This window comes from Kaistia hirudinis (assembly GCF_014196455.1).
GTDB lineage: Bacteria > Pseudomonadota > Alphaproteobacteria > Rhizobiales > Kaistiaceae > Kaistia > Kaistia hirudinis.
In genome coordinates, this window is the sequence record NZ_JACIDS010000002.1 from 954,871 (window position 1) to 971,891 (window position 17,021).

The 17,021-nt window shown below is 66.7% G+C and carries 22 protein-coding genes; 6 read left to right on the forward strand and 16 right to left on the reverse strand.

The genetic code is table 11. From position 1 onward, the window contains the following. Positions 1-12: 12 nt before the first annotated feature. The 7 genes from GGR25_RS09585 to GGR25_RS09615 all read right to left on the reverse strand — a co-directional run bounded on the left by GGR25_RS09585 (position 13) and on the right by GGR25_RS09615 (position 6,248). The gene (locus GGR25_RS09585; RefSeq protein ID WP_246409390.1) at positions 13-1,173 is read right to left on the reverse strand and encodes a calcium:cation antiporter; all 1,161 of its coding nucleotides are present in this window, start codon (positions 1,171-1,173) and stop codon (positions 13-15) included. A gap of 44 nt (positions 1,174-1,217) precedes the next feature. Further along, positions 1,218-3,110 (reverse strand): ABC-F family ATP-binding cassette domain-containing protein, encoded by a 1,893-nt coding sequence (locus tag GGR25_RS09590; RefSeq protein WP_183398502.1) that lies wholly within the window; start codon positions 3,108-3,110, stop codon positions 1,218-1,220. A 57-nt stretch (positions 3,111-3,167) separates the two neighbouring features. Next, on the reverse strand, positions 3,168-3,884 hold the full coding sequence (locus tag GGR25_RS09595) for a DUF4344 domain-containing metallopeptidase (RefSeq protein WP_183398503.1): 717 nt from the start codon (positions 3,882-3,884) through the stop codon (positions 3,168-3,170). A 220-nt stretch (positions 3,885-4,104) separates the two neighbouring features. Beyond that, positions 4,105-4,380 carry a hypothetical protein gene (locus tag GGR25_RS09600; RefSeq protein ID WP_183398504.1) on the reverse strand — a complete coding sequence of 92 codons (276 nt, stop codon included), beginning with the start codon at positions 4,378-4,380 and terminating at the stop codon, positions 4,105-4,107. A 12-nt stretch (positions 4,381-4,392) separates the two neighbouring features. Further along, complete coding sequence (locus GGR25_RS09605; RefSeq protein ID WP_183398505.1) at positions 4,393-4,614, reverse strand: UBA domain-containing protein; 222 nt, start codon at positions 4,612-4,614, stop codon at positions 4,393-4,395. A gap of 553 nt (positions 4,615-5,167) precedes the next feature. After that, the gene (locus GGR25_RS09610) at positions 5,168-5,677 is read right to left on the reverse strand and encodes a pyridoxamine 5'-phosphate oxidase family protein (protein WP_183398506.1); all 510 of its coding nucleotides are present in this window, start codon (positions 5,675-5,677) and stop codon (positions 5,168-5,170) included. Positions 5,678-5,732: 55 nt separating this feature from the next. Further along, positions 5,733-6,248 (reverse strand): DinB family protein, encoded by a 516-nt coding sequence (locus GGR25_RS09615; protein ID WP_183398507.1) that lies wholly within the window; start codon positions 6,246-6,248, stop codon positions 5,733-5,735. 234 nt (positions 6,249-6,482) lie between these two features. Here GGR25_RS09615 and ndk point away from each other — a divergent pair, with 234 nt between their 5' ends. Continuing rightward, positions 6,483-6,905, forward strand: coding sequence for a nucleoside-diphosphate kinase (gene ndk / locus GGR25_RS09620; protein ID WP_183398508.1), 423 nt, complete (start codon positions 6,483-6,485; stop codon positions 6,903-6,905). 63 nt (positions 6,906-6,968) lie between these two features. On the opposite strand, the gene GGR25_RS09625 is transcribed toward ndk, so the two are convergent. From GGR25_RS09625 to pgsA, 6 genes are all read right to left on the reverse strand, one after another. Then, positions 6,969-7,412, reverse strand: a complete 444-nt coding sequence (locus GGR25_RS09625) for a hypothetical protein (protein WP_183398509.1) — start codon at positions 7,410-7,412, stop codon at positions 6,969-6,971. Positions 7,413-7,514: 102 nt separating this feature from the next. After that, complete coding sequence (locus GGR25_RS09630) at positions 7,515-8,138, reverse strand: glutathione S-transferase family protein (protein WP_183398510.1); 624 nt, start codon at positions 8,136-8,138, stop codon at positions 7,515-7,517. 112 nt (positions 8,139-8,250) lie between these two features. Beyond that, a complete protein-coding gene (locus tag GGR25_RS09635) occupies positions 8,251-8,871 on the reverse strand; it encodes a glutathione S-transferase family protein (protein WP_183398511.1) in 621 nt (206 codons plus the stop codon). 75 nt (positions 8,872-8,946) lie between these two features. Further along, positions 8,947-9,408 carry a molybdenum cofactor biosynthesis protein MoaE gene (locus tag GGR25_RS09640; protein WP_183398512.1) on the reverse strand — a complete coding sequence of 154 codons (462 nt, stop codon included), beginning with the start codon at positions 9,406-9,408 and terminating at the stop codon, positions 8,947-8,949. Positions 9,409-9,411: 3 nt separating this feature from the next. Further along, positions 9,412-9,663 carry a molybdopterin converting factor subunit 1 gene (gene moaD, locus GGR25_RS09645; protein WP_183398513.1) on the reverse strand — a complete coding sequence of 84 codons (252 nt, stop codon included), beginning with the start codon at positions 9,661-9,663 and terminating at the stop codon, positions 9,412-9,414. After that, complete coding sequence (pgsA, locus tag GGR25_RS09650; protein ID WP_183398514.1) at positions 9,660-10,271, reverse strand: CDP-diacylglycerol--glycerol-3-phosphate 3-phosphatidyltransferase; 612 nt, start codon at positions 10,269-10,271, stop codon at positions 9,660-9,662. The genes moaD and pgsA overlap by 4 nt, the downstream gene beginning before the upstream one ends. Positions 10,272-10,475: 204 nt before the next feature. Between pgsA and GGR25_RS09655 the strand changes: the two genes are divergently transcribed. Next, positions 10,476-10,850, forward strand: a complete 375-nt coding sequence (locus tag GGR25_RS09655; protein ID WP_183398515.1) for a diacylglycerol kinase — start codon at positions 10,476-10,478, stop codon at positions 10,848-10,850. On the opposite strand, the gene GGR25_RS09660 is transcribed toward GGR25_RS09655, so the two are convergent. Then, positions 10,831-11,397 carry an NADPH-dependent FMN reductase gene (locus GGR25_RS09660; protein ID WP_183398516.1) on the reverse strand — a complete coding sequence of 189 codons (567 nt, stop codon included), beginning with the start codon at positions 11,395-11,397 and terminating at the stop codon, positions 10,831-10,833. The genes GGR25_RS09655 and GGR25_RS09660 overlap by 20 nt on opposite strands. A 224-nt stretch (positions 11,398-11,621) precedes the next feature. On the opposite strand from GGR25_RS09660, the gene GGR25_RS09665 reads away from it, so the two are divergent. Continuing rightward, positions 11,622-11,891, forward strand: a complete 270-nt coding sequence (locus GGR25_RS09665; RefSeq protein ID WP_183398517.1) for a DUF3297 family protein — start codon at positions 11,622-11,624, stop codon at positions 11,889-11,891. Here GGR25_RS09665 and trhO read toward each other — a convergent pair. After that, entirely contained in the window at positions 11,843-12,637 is a 795-nt protein-coding gene (gene trhO / locus GGR25_RS09670; protein WP_183398669.1) for an oxygen-dependent tRNA uridine(34) hydroxylase TrhO, read from the reverse strand. The two genes, GGR25_RS09665 and trhO, sit on opposite strands and share 49 nt — an antisense overlap. Before the next feature lie 181 nt (positions 12,638-12,818). On the opposite strand from trhO, the gene GGR25_RS09675 reads away from it, so the two are divergent. The 3 genes from GGR25_RS09675 (at position 12,819) to GGR25_RS09685 (ending at position 15,246) form a co-directional block, all read left to right on the forward strand. After that, positions 12,819-13,823 carry a Tim44 domain-containing protein gene (locus GGR25_RS09675; RefSeq protein WP_183398518.1) on the forward strand — a complete coding sequence of 335 codons (1,005 nt, stop codon included), beginning with the start codon at positions 12,819-12,821 and terminating at the stop codon, positions 13,821-13,823. Positions 13,824-13,902: 79 nt separating this feature from the next. After that, positions 13,903-14,160 (forward strand): 30S ribosomal protein S21, encoded by a 258-nt coding sequence (rpsU, locus tag GGR25_RS09680; RefSeq protein ID WP_183398519.1) that lies wholly within the window; start codon positions 13,903-13,905, stop codon positions 14,158-14,160. Between the two features lie 381 nt (positions 14,161-14,541). Further along, positions 14,542-15,246: an HAD family hydrolase gene (locus GGR25_RS09685; protein ID WP_183398520.1), complete on the forward strand. Its 705-nt coding sequence runs from the start codon at positions 14,542-14,544 to the stop codon at positions 15,244-15,246. Positions 15,247-15,463: 217 nt separating this feature from the next. Here GGR25_RS09685 and GGR25_RS09690 read toward each other — a convergent pair whose 3' ends face one another. Then, positions 15,464-16,984 (reverse strand): ATP-binding protein, encoded by a 1,521-nt coding sequence (locus GGR25_RS09690; protein WP_183398521.1) that lies wholly within the window; start codon positions 16,982-16,984, stop codon positions 15,464-15,466. Between the last annotated feature and the right edge of the window lie 37 nt (positions 16,985-17,021).

Consider the following 17,021-nt stretch of genomic DNA (forward strand, 5'->3'; position numbering starts at 1 on the left):
CCGGTCCGCCGTTCAGGGAACGGCGATCAGCAGCAGATAGGCGACAAAGATCACCAGATGGACGCCGCCGGTCATCGCGTTCGTGCGCCCGGTGCCGAAGCTGACCATGCTGACCGAGAGCGCGATCACCAGCAGCGTCACGTCACCGAGGGCGAGGCCGAGCGTCAGGCCGCGCCCCGTGATGAGGCTCGCCACCGCGACGACGGGGATGGTGAGCCCGATCGTCGCGCAGGCCGAACCGAGCGCGACGTTGATGCTGCGCTGCAACTCGTTGCGATTGGCCGCCTTGATGGCCGAGATCGATTCGGGAAGGAGCACGAGCGTCGCGATGAAGGCGCCGACGATCGCATCCGACTGCGGCACCTGGAGTTCCGCGAGGCTCTGCTCGATGCCCGCAGCGACATATTCGGCGAGCAGCACGATGCCGACGAGGCCGATCAGCATCAGGACGAAGCGGATCTTCAGCCCGCCCGCGGCGGCCGCGTGTCCGCCATGCTCCGGCGGACCCAGATCATCGACGAAGTCGTGGCGGTGGCGCGTCATCTGCGCGAACAGGAACGACCCGTAGAGCAGGAGGCAGAGCAGGCTCACGAAGACGAGCTGCAAGGTCGAGAAATTGCCCACACCCGCGGTCAGGGTGAAATCGGGCAGCACGAGCGTCAGTCCGGTCAGCGCGATCAGCACGGCGAGCAGTGCGCTTGTGCCCTGGCGATTCAGATCCTGCTCGCGGTGGCGCAGCCCGCCGACCGTCAGGCAGATGCCGACGACGCCGGCACAGACGATCATCACTGTCGAAAACACGGATTCACGCGCCAGGGTCGGGTTGTTCGCGCCGTGCATCATCATCGAAACGATGACCGACGCCTCGATCGCCGTCACGGCGATGGTGAGCACGAGCGTGCCATAGGGCTCGCCGATGCGATGGGCGATAGCCTCGGCATGGCGCAGCACGACGAAGACCGTCCAAACCATTATGCCGACGATGGGGAGCGTCAGGAAGGCTTCATACGGCATTGGGACGCCGTCCATTCCCGTCTTCCCAAGATGCAGCATCAAGGCGAGGGCCAGTGCGATGAGGGGAAGAAACGCCGATCCGATCGATCCGCCCGCTCGCGTGACGAAATCGGCTTGCGGGCGCGCGGTCATCTGGATCTCCTCCGGCGTCTGCGGCATCGTGTCCTCCGGCGTGGATAGGCTTTGTCGGTCTGGGCCGGCGATCAGCCGTCGGCCGCGGCGCTCTCGTAATCCGACGACATTTCGAGCCATGATTCTTCCGCCGCGGCGAGGGCCGCGGCGGCGTCGGCGCGCGACTTGGCGAGCGATCCGGCCTTGGCTGGGTCGCGCAGATAGAGATTACCGTCGGCGAGCTGCGCGTCGAGCTTCTGAATCTCTTTCTGAAGTTTCTCCATCAAGGATTCGGCGTCCTTGATCTTTTTCCTGAGCGGCGCGAGCTCGGCGCGCCTTTGCGCCTGCTCGCGGCGGCGATCCTGCGCCGAGGCGGATTTGCCCGCTTCGTCGCGGCGCGCCGACGCGGCGCCATCGTCCGGACCCTGCAGGATCAGCCGGCGATAATCCTCCATGTCGCCCTCGAAGGGCGCGACGCCGCCATTGGCGACTAGGATCAGCCGGTCGACGGTCGCCTCGACGAGATGGCGGTCATGGCTGATGAGGATGACGGCGCCCGGAAAATCGTTGAGGGCCAGCACCAGCGCTTCGCGGCTGTCGATGTCGAGATGGTTCGTCGGCTCGTCGAGGATCAGGAGGTTCGCGCCGCGGAAGGTGGCGAGGCCGAGCAGCAGCCGCGCCCGCTCGCCGCCGGAGAGTTCGCGCGCCGGCGTATCCATCTTGGCGGTCGGGAAGCCCATGGCGCCGACCCGCGCGCGCACCTGCGATTCCGTCGCGTCCGGCATCAGCGACCGGATATGCTCGACCGGGCTCTCGGCCGGTCGCAGTTCGTCGAGTTGGTGCTGCGCGAAGAAGGCGATCTCCATCCGGTCGGCGCGGCGCAGCGATCCCGACATCGGCTCCATCCGGCCGGAGATGAGCTTCGCCAGCGTCGATTTGCCGTTGCCGTTCGCGCCGAGCAGGCCGATCCGGTCCTCGGTGTCGATCCTGAGGTCGATCCGTTTCAGGATCGGCTTCTCGGCCTCATAGCCGACCGAGACGCCATCGAGCGCGATGATCGGCGGCGACAGGCGACGGGCGGGCGGCGGGAACGAGAACGGCGTCACGTCGTCATCGACGATGCCGGCGATCGGCTGCAGCTTTTCGAGCGCCTTCATGCGCGACTGCGCCTGCCGCGCCTTGGAGGCTTTGGCCTTGAAGCGATCGACGAAGGCCTGGAGATGCTGGCGCTGCTCGTCCTGCTTCTTCTTCAGCTTCTGCTGCAGTGCCTGCTTCTCACGGCGCTGGCGGTCGAACGAATCGTAGCCGCCGCGATAGGCGACGAGCTTGCCCGCATCGAGATGCACGATCATGTCGACGGCGCGATTGAGCAGGTCGCGGTCGTGGCTGATCAGGAACACGGTGTGCGGATAGCGCCCGACATAGCTTTCGAGCCACATCGTGCCTTCGAGATCGAGATAATTGGTCGGCTCGTCGAGCAGGAGCAGGTCGGGCTCCGAGAAGAGCACCGCCGCGAGCGCGACGCGCATGCGCCAGCCGCCGGAAAAGGCGGAGCAGGGACGGCGCTGCGCCTCCGCGTCGAAGCCGAGGCCGGACAGAATCGCGCCGGCCCGCGCCTCGGCGGAATGGGCGCCGATATCGGCGAGGCGCAGCTGGATCTCGGCGATGCGGGCGGGATCGTGCGCGGTCTCCGCCTCGGCGAGCAGCGCCGTGCGCTCGCGATCGGCATCGAGCACGAAATCGATCAGCGACTGCTCCGTGCCGGGCGCCTCCTGCGCCACCTGGCCGATGCGCGCGCCGCGCGGCAGGCCGATGGACCCGCTCTCCGGCGCGATCTCGCCGGTGACGAGCTTGAACAGGGTCGTCTTGCCCGCGCCATTGCGGCCGACGAAGCCGGCCTTCACGCCATCAGGCAGCGCGATGGAGGCGCCTTCGAGGAGCGTTCGGCCGGCAATCCGATAGGTGACGTCGTTGACATGCAGCATGGCCGGCTATGTGCCGCGCCGGCCGTGCCTATGCAAGGGCGCGATTGCGCGCGGCCGTCAGCTGCGGCTCTCGATGTCGCGCAGGATCAGCTGGCCGTGATAGGCCGACAGCTCGTAGCAGAGCACGAGTTCGTTCCGGTCGGCGTCATAGCGCGACGTCGCTTCGCCGCAATGCATCGCGCGCACCTTGGGCGGCGCGGCGAAGTCATAGGTGGCGCCGAGCTTCGCCGCGACCTCCTCGAGCACGTGATTGTCCTCGAGAATGGTGGCCTCGGCGACGTCCTGGTCGACGGGTGGGTCATAGGCGATCGGCAGGGCCGGTCCGGTAGTGCCGGCCGGGCGCAGGATTGCCTTCAGCGACGATTTCCAGTGCTCCACGGACTTCCGCCAGCTCTCGGCGCAGGCCATGCGCTTCGGCGCGGAAAGCCCCATGGCCTCGGCGATGTCGGCGAAGCCGTCCGGATCCGAGCCCGCCATGGCGCAGGCGATCGCGCTGGCGCGGGCCTCGTCGACCGAATGGGCGTCGGGAAGCGTCGCATGGCCGCCGGGCGCGACGCCCTGCTGGTGCGCGGCGAGGCGATACGAATCAATCGCATCGACCAGCGTCTGGTTGCCGGCACCGGAGCGCGGCTCGAGCAGCGTCAGGGTCGCGAAACGATCCGCCGTCTCCTCGTCGGCGGGCCCGAGGCCATAGCGCATCGCCATCATGTGGCCGGCTTGGTGATAAAGCGCGAAAACGGCGTTGCCGACGATGAAGTCGACGATCTCGGCCATCTCCGAGTCGCTCAGCTGATCCGGTGTCCGCGGCTCGATATCCGGAACGGCCGCCTCGGCTGCGAACGGGAGAAACAGGGCCAAAACGGCCGGGAAAATCAATGTAAGACGCAAGATTCTGCCAAAATAAGCGGAAACGATGCGTCATGCTGCGCCCCAAGGGATGGCGAAGCAAGCAACCATCGGCTCGGTCCAAAGATTTAATCCGGACCGTGACGCCTCAGGCCGCGAGGTCCGGCGCGAAGGCGGGCAGGGGACGGCGGCGCCCCGCGCCGGCCTCGCCCTGACGTCCGGTGCGGACCGCCGCGATCAGCCGATAGGGCATTTCTGCGAGCAAGCCGCTGTCGTCCTCGAAGGCCACGCCATCCTCATGGCAAGCGAGACTGCCGCCCACGAGATGGGCGGTGCCGTCGCTGCCCTCCAGTTCCAGCCAGCCGGCTCGGCGCTCGGTCTCATCAGCCAGATGGGCGATGAAGTCACGAAGATGCTCGTTCATGGCTCTTCTCCGTCACGGTTCGTTTCCGTCCTGGCGTCCACCGCGCCGTTCCAGCCGCGCCGAGGTCACGATGCGGCCGCGCACATAGCCGAAGGACAGGCTGTCGGCGACGCCGTCGCCATAGATCAGCAGCATCTCGATCGCCGAGCGGGCGTCGCCGCCATGCGCGCTCAGGATGTCGTCGATGCGCTCCTGCATCGGATCCCGCGTTTCGATCGAGTCGGTCCTGACCATATTCATCCCCGGCTTTCTATGTTCCTATTTTGTTCTCATGGAGGCCGAAGTCAAGATGCGGGCTTTCGAGGACGGATTTCTTGGAGATATCGGCTGGAAGCCGGGCACGCGCCGCGATCGTGCGCCGTTCAGCCGGCTTGTGCCGTACGGCGCTCTCATGAGCGGCCGAGCGCGCAGTACTAGCTGGCTCACGGCCTATTCGACTTCGCGATGAACCATGCCGGCCTTCGGGCCGGCACGGATCTCTTGCGATCAGGCCTTGGAATCGGCGGGAATTTCGATCGGCGCGCGCTCGGGGAGGTGCTCACCGGCATTGGCGAACGCCGAAAGGCTTTGCGTCGGCACCGTTCGCGCGGTGCGCTTCATCCGCATGCCGGGGCGCCGGGGGAGGGCAACGAAGACGGGGGGCTCAGTCTGCAAGCCATCATGCCAAGTCTGCACATCGTCCTCCCTCGACCACGCTTGATCACGGAATAATACACGCTGAAACGCTTCGTGCCACCCTTCCCGCGCACACGATTTTTTGAATCGGCGCGCGGGATGGATTTGGGCGCTACGGCAGCGGCTCAGCCATCGCGACCTTCGCGTGCTCGCCGACCGCCGGCTTGGCGCCGGTTGCGGCGGCAGCGAGCATGAGCACCGAGGCGACCAGCGAGTTGCCGGAGTCCCAATATTCCGCCTGGGTCGGCTCGACGGTCAGAAGGCGGATCGTCGGATCGTCGGGCGAATCCCACCATGCCTTCGCAAAGGGCGACCAGAGCTCCCGGATCATCTCGCGGTCATTGGAGAGGGTCGCCTCGCCCCGCATCACGAGATATTTCGGGTGATCGGCGAAGCCGAGCGTCACCGGCGAAGCGCCGACGTCGCGATAGCGAATGCCGTCATCCTCGACGAGGAAGAAGATCGCGCGCCGGTCGGCATCGACATGGGCCGTCAGCGGCCACTGCGCGATCGCCTCGCCATCGCGTCGGGTGAACAAGGCGAACTGGATCTTCCGCGCGAGCTTCCACACATGCTCTTCGAGCTCGGCGGGGGTCTTCGAGACGTCTTCTTCGTTGGCCATTCCGTTCTCCTTTTCGGTAAAGGAAGAACGTCGCCCGTCCGCGATGGTTGCGCGCCTATCCGAGCCCAATCCCGGTCTCGCGCTGGAACAGCAGCAGATCGAGCCCCTCGACGGCGTTCCGCCCGCCGATCCGCGTCAAGATCGCCGTCGCCTGGCCGCGATGGTGAGTCTGGTGGTTGAAGAAGTGGGCGAGGCCGGTGGCGAGCGGCTGGCGGATTTCAGCCGGGTTGGTGATCGTGCGGTAGGAGAAGGAGCCGGCGAGCGCGGCTTCGTCGAGCGTGTCGATATAGGCGATGATGCGCTCGTCCTCGGCCTGCATCAGACCGGCGAGTTCGTGGATGTCGGTGGTCAGGATCTCGTCGAGCCGTGTCTGGGTGGGACCTGTGCCGGTGAAGCGGCGCATCCAGATCCGGTTGGTGACGACGATGTGGTTCAGCGTGCCGCAGACCGATCCGAAGAAGGCGCCGTGATCGGCCAGGAAATCGTCGGGGGCGAGCATTGCGGCGGCCTTGAGCACGCGCGCGTCGGCCCAGCGATTATAGCCGGCGAACATCGAAAAATGAGCCTTCACGGCAACTCCCTGCGTTTCCCCGGTGATCGGTGCCGGCTGGGACGACCCGAGCGCGACGTCACCTCGCGCTGTGCTGGCCGCTGCCGGCTTGTTCTGTTCGCCAAGCCTAGCCGCCTGCCGGCGGGGCCGGCAAGGGGGCGATGGCGCGCCGTCGAGCCGGGATCGCTTGCCGCATCAGGGCTCTCCGGCTATACAGCGCGCGACTTTTCAACCGTCGAAATGACAGGATCCGATATGGCGATCGAACGCACCTTCTCGATGATCAAGCCCGATGCGACGCGGCGCAACCTCACCGGCAAGATCACGGCGAAGCTCGAGGAGGCCGGCCTGCGCGTCGTCGCCTCGAAGCGCGTCTGGATGTCGCGCGCGCAGGCCGAGGGCTTCTACGCCGTCCACAAGGAGCGGCCCTTCTTCGGCGAGCTGGTCGAGACGATGACCGCGGGCCCGACCGTCGTGCAGGTTCTGGAAGGCGAGAACGCCATCCTGAAGAACCGCGAAGTCATGGGCGCGACCAACCCGGCCAATGCGGCCGAGGGCACGATCCGCAAGGAATTCGCCGTCTCGATCGGCGAGAATTCGGTCCACGGTTCGGATGCGCCGGAGACGGCCGCGCAGGAGATCGCTTACTGGTTCTCCGGCGTCGAACTCGTCGGCTGAACGGATCGGGGCAAGCCCCCGGAACGATCCGCGAGCGTTGCCTTGAGGCCGGCTTTGTCGGCCTCATTCGCGTCCGGCGTCGCGATAGCTCGCGCGGTTGACCCAGCGGTCGACCAGATTGAACGTCAGATTGTTCATGTCGCCGCCGAGACGCTTCATCTGCGCGTCGACATGCCTGAGGCGCCGCAGCAGGGTCAGCGACATGCGCGGCCTGTCCGCGTCCGCGACCTTGGCACCGGCCTGGCGGTTCGCCCGCGCAGCCCGGCTTTCCGCGCGATATTCGTCAAACGCCGTGCGCAGAAACGCGACTACGATGCCGAGCGCGCCAGCGAGGAAGCCCGCAAGCACCGTGCGGAACTGAAAGTCATTGAGATCGGGCCGATCGGAATAGATCAGCCCATTGAGCATGACCGAAGCGAAGCTGACCGCAAGCGCCATAATGAAGGCAAGCCAATAACTGCGCAAAAGCCAGCCAATCGCGACGGCGGCAATCGCTGAAAAAATCATAAGTCAATCCATCTACCGCCCGCGACCGGAGCATGTCGCAACGTGCCCTTGACGGCAAGATGGATCGTTCATGATTGACAAATGATTGACGCGGCGTGCCGCTCACGAAAGCGGCACGGCCACCACCTTGCGATAGGCCGGCCGCGTCAGGAGCCGGCCATACCAGGCCGCGATCGCCGGGAAATCCGGGCGTTCGGTGGGTATCTGGAACCATTCGTGGATCAGCGTGCCGAGCGGGAAGTCGCCGATGCCGAGGCGCTGGCCCGAGAGATAGGGCCGCTCGGCAAGTTCCGCCTCCGCAAGCGGAAGCAGTGTTGCGCAGCGCGCGAGGGCCGATTCGACCGCCGCGCTGTCGCGCTCTCCGTCCGCCGCGCGCAGCGCATTCGCGGTCAGGTCGCGGAAGGGCTGGGAGAAGGTGGAGATCGTCCAGTCCATCCAGCGATCGGCGAGCACACGGCGGGCCGGATCCGGCTCGTGGAGCACGCCGTCGGAATAGCGCGCCGCGAGATAGCGCACGATGCTGTGCGACTGCCAGACGACGAGGCCGTCATCGTCGATCGTCGGCTCCAGGCCGCGCGGCGCTGCCGGGCGCTGCGGCGTACCGCCCGCGGCCGTGAAGGGGTTGCTCATCGTGCCGATGTGCTCATAGGCGAGGCCGATCTCCTCGGCGCACCAGACCACCTTCTTCACATTGTTGGAGAAATCGCGCCCCCAGATCCGCAGCATGCCGGCCTTCCCATCGATTCGCCGGCGACATGCCGGCGTCGGCGGTGGGATGCACCGCGGCGGGCGCGGGCGCAACCGCCGCTCCGCAGCCAGCATGCCGGGATGGACCGCGTCAGCTGAGCGGCAGGGCCACCGCCTTGCGATAGGCCGGGCGCGCGTTCAGCCGCGCATACCAGGCTTCGATCGCCGGCGTCGGCGGGCGGTCGATCGGCATCTGGAACCAGCCATGAATGAACACGCCGAGGGGGAAATCGCCGATGCCGAGCCGCTCGCCGGAGAGGAAGGGCTGCTCGGAAAGCGCCGCTTCGACAATCGGAAGCAGTGCGGCGCATTGCTTGAGGCCCGAGGCGCTCTCGGCCTCGTTGCGCTTTTCCGGCGGCAGGCGGATCACGTTCCAGAACACGTCACGGAAGGGCCGCGCGAAATTGGACGTCGTCCAGTCCATCCAGCGGTCGGCGAGGGCGCGTCGGCCGGGATCGGTCTCGTATAGACCCCCATCCGAATAGCGGGCGGCGAGGTAGCGCACAATCGCGTTCGATTCCCACAGCACGATGCCGTCGTCTTCGATCGTCGGCACGAGCCCGTTCGGGTTGAGCGCGCGATATTCCGCGCTGTCGACCACACCGAAGGCTCCGCCCGCCGGAATGTGCTCATAGGCGAGGCCGATCTCCTCCGCGCACCAGAGCACCTTCTTCACATTGTTGGAATTGTCGCGCCCCCAGATCCGAAGCATGGCGGAACTCCCTTGCCGTTGCGGCGCGAGAGTGCCGGATTGCGCGCGCGATTGCACGCCCCCGATGGTCGCAGTTCAATCCTTCCAGCGCGCCTTGGCGTCGTCGTCGCTCGCCTTGGCCGCGACCCATCCGGTCGGCGTGCCGTCGCGCGCGTGCTCCTTCTTCCAGAAGGGGGCGTGGGTCTTGAGGAAATCCATGACGAATTCGGCCGCCTCGAACGCCGCGTGCCGGTGGGTGGAGGCGGCGACCACGACGACGATCGTCTCGCCCGGCCGGATGCGGCCATGGCGGTGAATGACCGTGAGGGCGGAAACCTCCCAGCGCTCGGCCGCCTGCGCGGCGATGCGGCCGATCTCCTTCTCCGCCATGCCGGGATAATGCTCGAGCTCCAGCGCATCGAGCCGGCCGTCCTCGTCGCGGCAGAGACCGGTGAAGCTGACCACGGCGCCGATATCGCTCCGCCCCGCCTGGATCGCCGCGATTTCTCCCGCCGTGTCGATCGGGTCCGCGGTGATCAGCGTGCGCAGCGTCGCCATGGCCTATCCTCCGGTCATGGGGGGAAACAGGGCAACTTCGCGCACGCCCGCGATCGGGGCGTCGCGCTCGGCATGGTCCTGGTCCAGCGCAACGCGGATCGCGTCCGGCTCGGCCAGGGCGAACGCATAGGTCTCGCCGCGTCCCTGCAGCCAGCCGAGCAGATCGCCGACGGTCGCGACCGAGTCGGGTGGCTCAACCGTCTCCTCCGCCGTGCCGATCCGCTCGCGGACCCAGGCGAAATAGCGCAGCTTCAAGGCTCTTCCTCCAGGATATGGCTCAGGCCAGCCCGGAAATAATCGTAGCCCGTATAGAGCGTCACGATCGCCGCGATCCACAAGAGCACGAGGCCGATGAGGGTCGTATAGGGGAAATGGACATCGCCGGCGGGTCCTGCAAGGAGGAAGCCGAGCGCCACCATCTGCGTTGCCGTCTTCCATTTGGCGAGCCGCGTCACGGGCACGCTGACGCGAAGTTCGGCCAGATATTCGCGCAGGCCCGAAACGAGGATTTCGCGCGACAGGATGATCAGCGCCGCCCAGATCGACAGATTGTCGATCGTGCGTTCGAAGACGAGGGCGAGGATACAGGCCGAGACGAGCAGCTTGTCGGCGATCGGATCGAGCATGCGTCCGAGCGAGGATTGCTGCTTCCAGATTCGGGCCAGATAGCCGTCGAAATAATCGGTGATCGAGGCGACGATGAAGAGCGCGAGCGCGATCCATCGCCATTGGTCGCGTCCTCCGACCACGCAGAAGACGACGAGCGGGACCGCAAGGATGCGGCCATAGGTCAGAATGTTCGGCAAGGACAGCAGCAGCGCGCGCTGCGGTCGTCTCGCCTCGAAGCCGCGCAGCTGGCTCATCGCGTCCCCCGGAGCATGGTTCCTGATAGCCTATCGTCCCGCCCGGTCACAAGGAAATGCCGTCGACGGGCTCACTCATGTCTGAATCCCTAGACGGCTGACATAGAGATCACATGTTGCATCGGTAAGGGGGACGGCACGTTTCGTCAGCCGTCTCTCTCGCTTTCCGCCGCTTCATAGCGGCTTCTTGGCTCCGGAGGAGCGATGCGCGCCTGGATCGATCATTTCGGCAAGGCCTTCGGCTGGTCGCTGTCGGGCCTGCGCATTCTCGTGACGAGCGAGATGGCCGCGCGCATGGAGCTGGCGGCTGCTGCCGCCGGCCTCGCCTGGATCGCGTGGCTCGGGCGCTCGTGGCAGGAGATCGGCGTCTATGTGATTCTCTGCCTCGTGACGCTGGCGGTGGAGGCGCTGAACACGGCCGTCGAGACCATCGTCGACGAGATCTCGCCGGGCCGTTCGTCCTTCGCCGGCCGGGCCAAGGATCTCGGCTCGGCGGCGGTGTTCCTCATGCTCGGTGCGACCGGGCTCTATGTGCTTGGCCTCACCGCGGCGACCGTGCTCAGCCGCGCGTCGGCTTGAGCGCCTCGGCCCAGATCGCGAGTTCGTCGAGCATCGACTTCGCGCTGGCGAGGATCAGTTCGTTCGGCTGCAGGCGGTCGTCATCGCCGATGAGCGAGGCGACCATCGGCAGCGCGACGCCCTGCGGGATCGGCATGACGTTGAGCGTCGTCAGCTGCTGCTTCAGCGCCTGCGCGGCGCGAAGACCGGCGGAGACGCCGCCATAGCTGACGATGCCGGCCGGCTTGCGGCCCCATTCGCTGTAGACGAAGTCGAGCGCGTTCACGAGCGCGGGCGGGGCGAAGTAATTGTATTCCGGCGTCACGATGGCGTAGGCATCCGCCGATTCGACGCTGGCGCTCCAGGCCTTGGTATGGGCGTGCTCGTACTGCTTGAGGCGCGGATGGCGCGGCTCGTCATAGACCGGCAGCTTGAAGTCGGCGAGATCGACGAGCGTGGCATCGAACGCTCCATGCGCGCGGGCATAGTCGTTGAACCAGGTGGCGATGGTCGGGCCGATCCGACCCGGCCGCGTGCTGCCGATGATGACGTTGAGCTTCAGGGCCATGGGCCTCTTCCAAAGGTGGGCGGATGATAAGGTTCAGCTAGTCTCGTTGTTGCTGCAGCGCAACCGTCCCGATGGCATCATCCGGTGAACAGCCTGTCGTCCGCCCGGCCCCCTAGTCGCCGCCCCATGGTCCGCCTTGGCAGGCGCGCGCACCGCGGCTATGAGGAACGCCCGCGCAGACGGACGTCCCCAAGGGCGCCGTGATCCGCCGAGCCGAGGACGCCATGAGCAACGAGCTTCCCGATCGCCTGTCGAGCGATCCCCGCAGCCCCTTCTACGACGCCGCCCTCCTGGAGCGTGGCATCGGCATCCGCTTCAAGGGTGTCGAGAAGACCAATGTCGAGGAATATTGCATCAGCGAAGGCTGGGTGCGCGTCGCTGCCGGCAAGGCGCGCGACCGGTTCGGCAATCCGCTGACGATCAAGCTGACCGGCCCGGTCGAGGCTTATCTCCGCGACGAGCCTTCGGCGGGCGGCGAGGGCGAGGCCGGCTGAGACCGGCCTTCGGGCGGCGTCCGCTCGACGAGACCATGGCCGAGGGCGATGCGCTCGTCGAAGACGAAGCAGTCGCCGCGCCAGCGGCTTTCCTCGGGCGGCACGGTTTCGAGATAGCGCAGGATGCCGCCCTTGAGGTGGTAGACCTCGTCGAAGCCTTCCGACTTGAGCAGCGCGCTGGCCTTCTCGCAGCGGATTCCGCCGGTACAGAACATGGCGACGCGCTTGTGGCGCGCCGGATCGAGATTTTCGCGAACGAAGGCCGGAAAGGCCGAGAATGTCTCGGTCTGCGGATCGAGCGCCCGCTCGAACGTGCCCATCGCGACCTCGAAATGGTTGCGCGTGTCGACGACGAGCACCTCGGGATCCGCGATAAGCGCATTCCAGTCTTCCGGCTCGACATAGGTGCCGACGATCTCCGTCGGATCGACCGCGGGCAGGCCGATCGTCACGATCTCCGCCTTCACCTTCACCTTGAGGCGTCCGAACGGCTTTTCCGACGCGCGGGAGAACTTGATCTCCATGCCGTCCAGCCTTCCGGCGAAGGCGGCGCCTCGATCGAGTTCCGCGACCAGCGCGTCGATCGCCGCATCGCTGCCGGCCACGGTGCCGTTGATGCCCTCGCGAGCGAGGATCAGCGTGCCGCAGATCTCCCGCGCCGAGCAGAAGTCGCGCACCCTATCGGCGAGCACCTCGCAATCGGGCAGCGCGGCGAATTTGTAGAGAGCGGCAACCTTGAAGCTCATGGCACTCTGGACGGATGAGTTGGGCATCGGGCCCGCCTCTTAGCACGTGCCATCCGGCGGGCAAAAGGACGGGATGGCGCGGCGGACGCTCCGCTTCTTCACCCAAACCCCTACGAATTGCGTCCGGCGATCCCCATATAGCCCTTCGTCGCCCGTATTGGGCCTTGATAAGGGGAGATCCATGCACCGCCTGAAGCGCTTCACCGCACCGCTCGCCATCCTCGCCATTGCGTTGGTCGCAAGCCTTTCGGTCGTCGACAGCGCAGATGCGCGGCGTGGCGGCAGCTTTGGCAGCCGTGGCGCGCGAACCTATTCTGCGCCCGCTCCGACGGCCACCGCTCCCGGCGCTTCGGCGCCGATCCAGCGCTCGATGACCGAGCCCTCCCGTGCCGCGACCCCGGCGCAGGCCGCGGCGCCTTCGCGCGGTGGCTTCTTTGGCGGCTTCGGCGGATCGCTTCTCGGCGGTCTCGCGCTCGGCGGCCTGATCGGCATGATGATGGGCCACGGCTTTGGCGGCCTCGCCGGCGGCCTCGGCTTCCTGCTTCAGATCGCACTGATCGGCTTCGGCGTCATGATGCTGATGCGCTTCCTCGCCAATCGCAATCGTCCGGCCGCAGCGGCCGGCGGCGCGCCGCTTTCCGGCGGCCCGGCGATGCGCGAGAACCTCGATGGCCGCGGGCAGGGCGCTCCTGCGTTCGGCGGTCTCGGCGGCTTCGGCCTTGGCAGCGGCGCGGCGAAGCCCAGCCGTCCGGCCAACGCCCGCAACGCGCAGGACGAGATCGGCATTCTCGATTCCGACCTCGACGTCTTCGAGCAGCGCCTCGCCGAAGTGCAGTCCGCCTTCTCGCGTGAGGACTATGCGGCCCTTCGCGCGGTGACCACGCCGGAGATCATGTCCTATCTCTCGGAGGAGCTTTCGCAGAACGCGACGAGCGGCGTCCGCAACGATGTCAGCGACGTCAAGCTGCTCCAGGGCGATCTTGCAGAAGCGTGGCGCGAAGGCGACACGGATTATGCTACAGTGGCCATGCGCTACGAAAGCCGCGACGTCATGCGCGACCGGACGAGTGGCGCGATCGTGTCGGGTGATCCTGACAAGCCGACCGAGACAGCCGAAATCTGGACTTTCACCCGAAGGGGTGGTCAGGACTGGAAGCTTTCGGCTATTCAGGACGTTCGCCCGTAAGGCGATTCCGGGGGTGGCATCCGCCGCCCCCGTTTTGACGACCTGAGAAATCACGCAGGTCGGAAAGGAGCAGTAGGCATTGCAGGTATTGGTTAGAGACAACAACGTCGATCAGGCACTCAAGGTGCTCAAGAAGAAGATGCAGCGCGAAGGCATCTTCCGTGAACTGAAGCTCCGCGGCTCCTACGAGAAGCCGTCCGAGAAGCGCGTGCGCGAGAAGGCCGAGGCGGTTCGCCGTGCCCGCAAGCTCGCTCGCAAGCAGGCTATCCGCGAGGGACTGATCGCCGGCCCCAAGCCCAAGCCGAAGAAGTTCGGAGCGCCGCGTCGCCCCGTCTGAAGACCGGTGCGCGCCGCACCGTCGATCGTGTCACAAGTCGATTGCGAATTTCGGCAGCATGACGTGGATTTTTGGTTCGCGTCCGCACGCTGCGTGACTTCCGGATCAGCGACGATCGAGCATGGAGCAGGGGCCGTCACGGCCCCTTTCTTCGTCTGCGCACATGAACGATCATCTCGACGCGTGCCTCCCCGGCGGCATCGTCGGGGTCTTCGCTTACCTGTCGTCATGTGGTGGACCGATTTGCGGCCCACGGCATGGCGATAAGGGTGCTGTCGCCGATCCGCCGCGGCGATACCGCCCATCCCGCGCTGTTTCGTTTCGCCGGGATTGGCCTTAAGACTGGGCCCGGGCCCCCGTTCAAATCCCCGAGACCCGCGAATGGCGAAGCTTTCCGCGATCGGCTTCGATGCCGACGATACGCTCTGGCAGAACGAGCAGTTCTACCGCCTGACAGAGACGCGCTTTCTTGAACTCTTGTCCGAGCACGGCGAGAGGCAGGTGCTCGCCGACCGCCTCCTGGAGGCGGAAAAGCGCAACCTCGCCCTCTATGGCTTTGGCATCAAGGGCTTCACCCTCTCCATGATCGAGACGGCGATCGAGGTGACGGACGGGCGCGTCAGCACCGCCGTGATCGAGAAGATCCTCGCCGCCGGCCGCGATTTGCTGCGCCATCCCGTCGAGACGCTGCCGCATGCGCGCGACGCGCTGGAGCGCCTTTCGGGCGCCTATCGCATCATCATGATCACCAAGGGCGATCTCTTCGACCAGGAGCGCAAGCTCGCCCAGTCCGGCCTTGGCGATCTGTTCGACGCCGTCGAGATCGTCTCGGACAAGGCGCGCGTCACCTATGAGCGCATCTTCACCCGCCATGCCGACGGGCCGGAGCATGCCGTCATGGTCGGCAATTCGCTGAAATCCGACATCGTGCCCGTGATCCAGGCCGGCGGCTGGGGCATCTATGTCCCGCACGACCTGACCTGGAGCGTCGAGCACGCCGAGACGCCGACGGAGGCCGAACGCTTCCGCGAAATCCGCGATCTTTCGGAGTTGCCGGACCTGGTGCGCGAGATCGCGGCCGCGTAGCGCGGCGCATGTCTTGTCGGAATCGGGCGTCGAATACCAACCCACCCAGACAAAGCTCCGTCATCCCGGGCTCTTGACCCGGGATCCATCCAGCCGTGCTGCTAGCTATCTGGATTCCCAATGCTCCGGATGCATGGATCCCGGATCAAGTCCGGGATGACGGCGGAGTGGGTTGCGCCGTCGGTGCTTCAATCAAAGCAGGAATAGCTCCAGACAGCTATTCCGCCGCTTCGGAAGGCGGGCTGAAGGCGGAGGGGCCGCGCGCGTCGGCGGCCGTGGTTTCGAGACCGATATCGGGCAGCACGGCCGCGCGATTGCCGCGAATGTCGATGCGCATCACGACATGGCCGGTCTTTTCGAGATGCTTGAGGCGGCTCCGCGCCCGGCCGGCCGAATGCGTGCCGGCGCGATGCGCGAGTTCCAGATCGGACGGGCAGGGTTCGCTCGCGATCGCGGCGGTGGCGAGTGCCAGATAGACGAGCTGCAGATCTTCCGGCAGGTCGCGCGCGATCGTCTGCGCGGTCTCGAAGGCGGCCTCGCCCAGCGCCGGCCGGCCGATGCGCGCCCGCGCGATGTTCTGCGCCAGGCGAAATTCGGGCAGCGGCAGCGGCGTGCCGCCGAGCCGGTCGATCCGGCAGCGGACGAGGAAATCCTGGTAGAGCACGGCCTCGGGGCGAAAAAGCGCCTCCGGCTCGGCCAGCATCATGTCGATGATCGCGCGATGGGCGGCGGCGCGCTCCTCCGGCGGCAGGCCGGACAGCTCCTCTTCGGCCGGCGCGGCCGAGACAGGGCGTTCGCGTAGCAGCCGCTCGAGGATCTCGTTAGTCGTCGGCTGCGGCGGCGCGACGGGGCGGCGCTCGGCGGGCGGGCGCTGCGATTCGACCGGCACGGGCGCCAGGACGAGGTCGCGCGTCTCCTCCGTGCCCTGCTCGGGCAGCGGCATCAGCTTCGGCGTGCCGGCGCGCGGCTGCGTCTCGACCGCGCCGACCACGACGGGCAGGGGCCGGCGGGACAGGGCAGGGCCGAGGGCGACGAACTCGCCGCGCTGCAATTCGCGGAACGTCTCCGCCTGGCGCCGTTCGAGGCCGAGCAGGTCGGCGGCGCGCACCATGTCGATATCGAGGAAGGTGCGGCCCATCAGGAAGTTGGATGCCTCGGCCGCGACATTCTTGGCGAGCTTGGCGAGGCGCTGCGTCGCGATGATGCCGGCGAGGCCGCGCTTGCGGCCGCGGCACATCAGGTTGGTCATCGCGCCGAGCGAGAGCTTGCGCGCCTCTTCGGAAACCTCGCCCGCAACGGCCGGCGCGAAGAGCTGCGCCTCGTCGACGACGACCAGCGCGGGAAACCAGAAATCGCGCTCGCAATCGAACAGCGCGTTCAGGAAGGTGCCGGCCGCGCGCATCTGCATCTCGGCGTCGAGGCTTTCGAGATTGAGCACGGCGGAAACGCGATGTTGGCGCACGCGCCGCGCGATCGTGTCGAGCTCGGCGAGCCCCCGCTCCGCGTCGAGCACGACATGGCCGAATCGCTCCGACAGCGACGCGAAATCGCCCTCAGGATCGATGATGACCTGCTGCACGAAGGCGGCGCTCTGTTCGAGGATGCGGCGCAGGAGATGCGACTTGCCGGAGCCCGAATTGCCCTGCACGAGCAGGCGCGTCGCCAGCAACTCCTCGACGTCCATCAGCGCCGGTCCGCCGCCGGACGTTGCAGGATTGCGGCCGAGTTCGATCTGCATCCGTCGCCTTTCTCCCGCATGGGGGCGGGCGACGCTT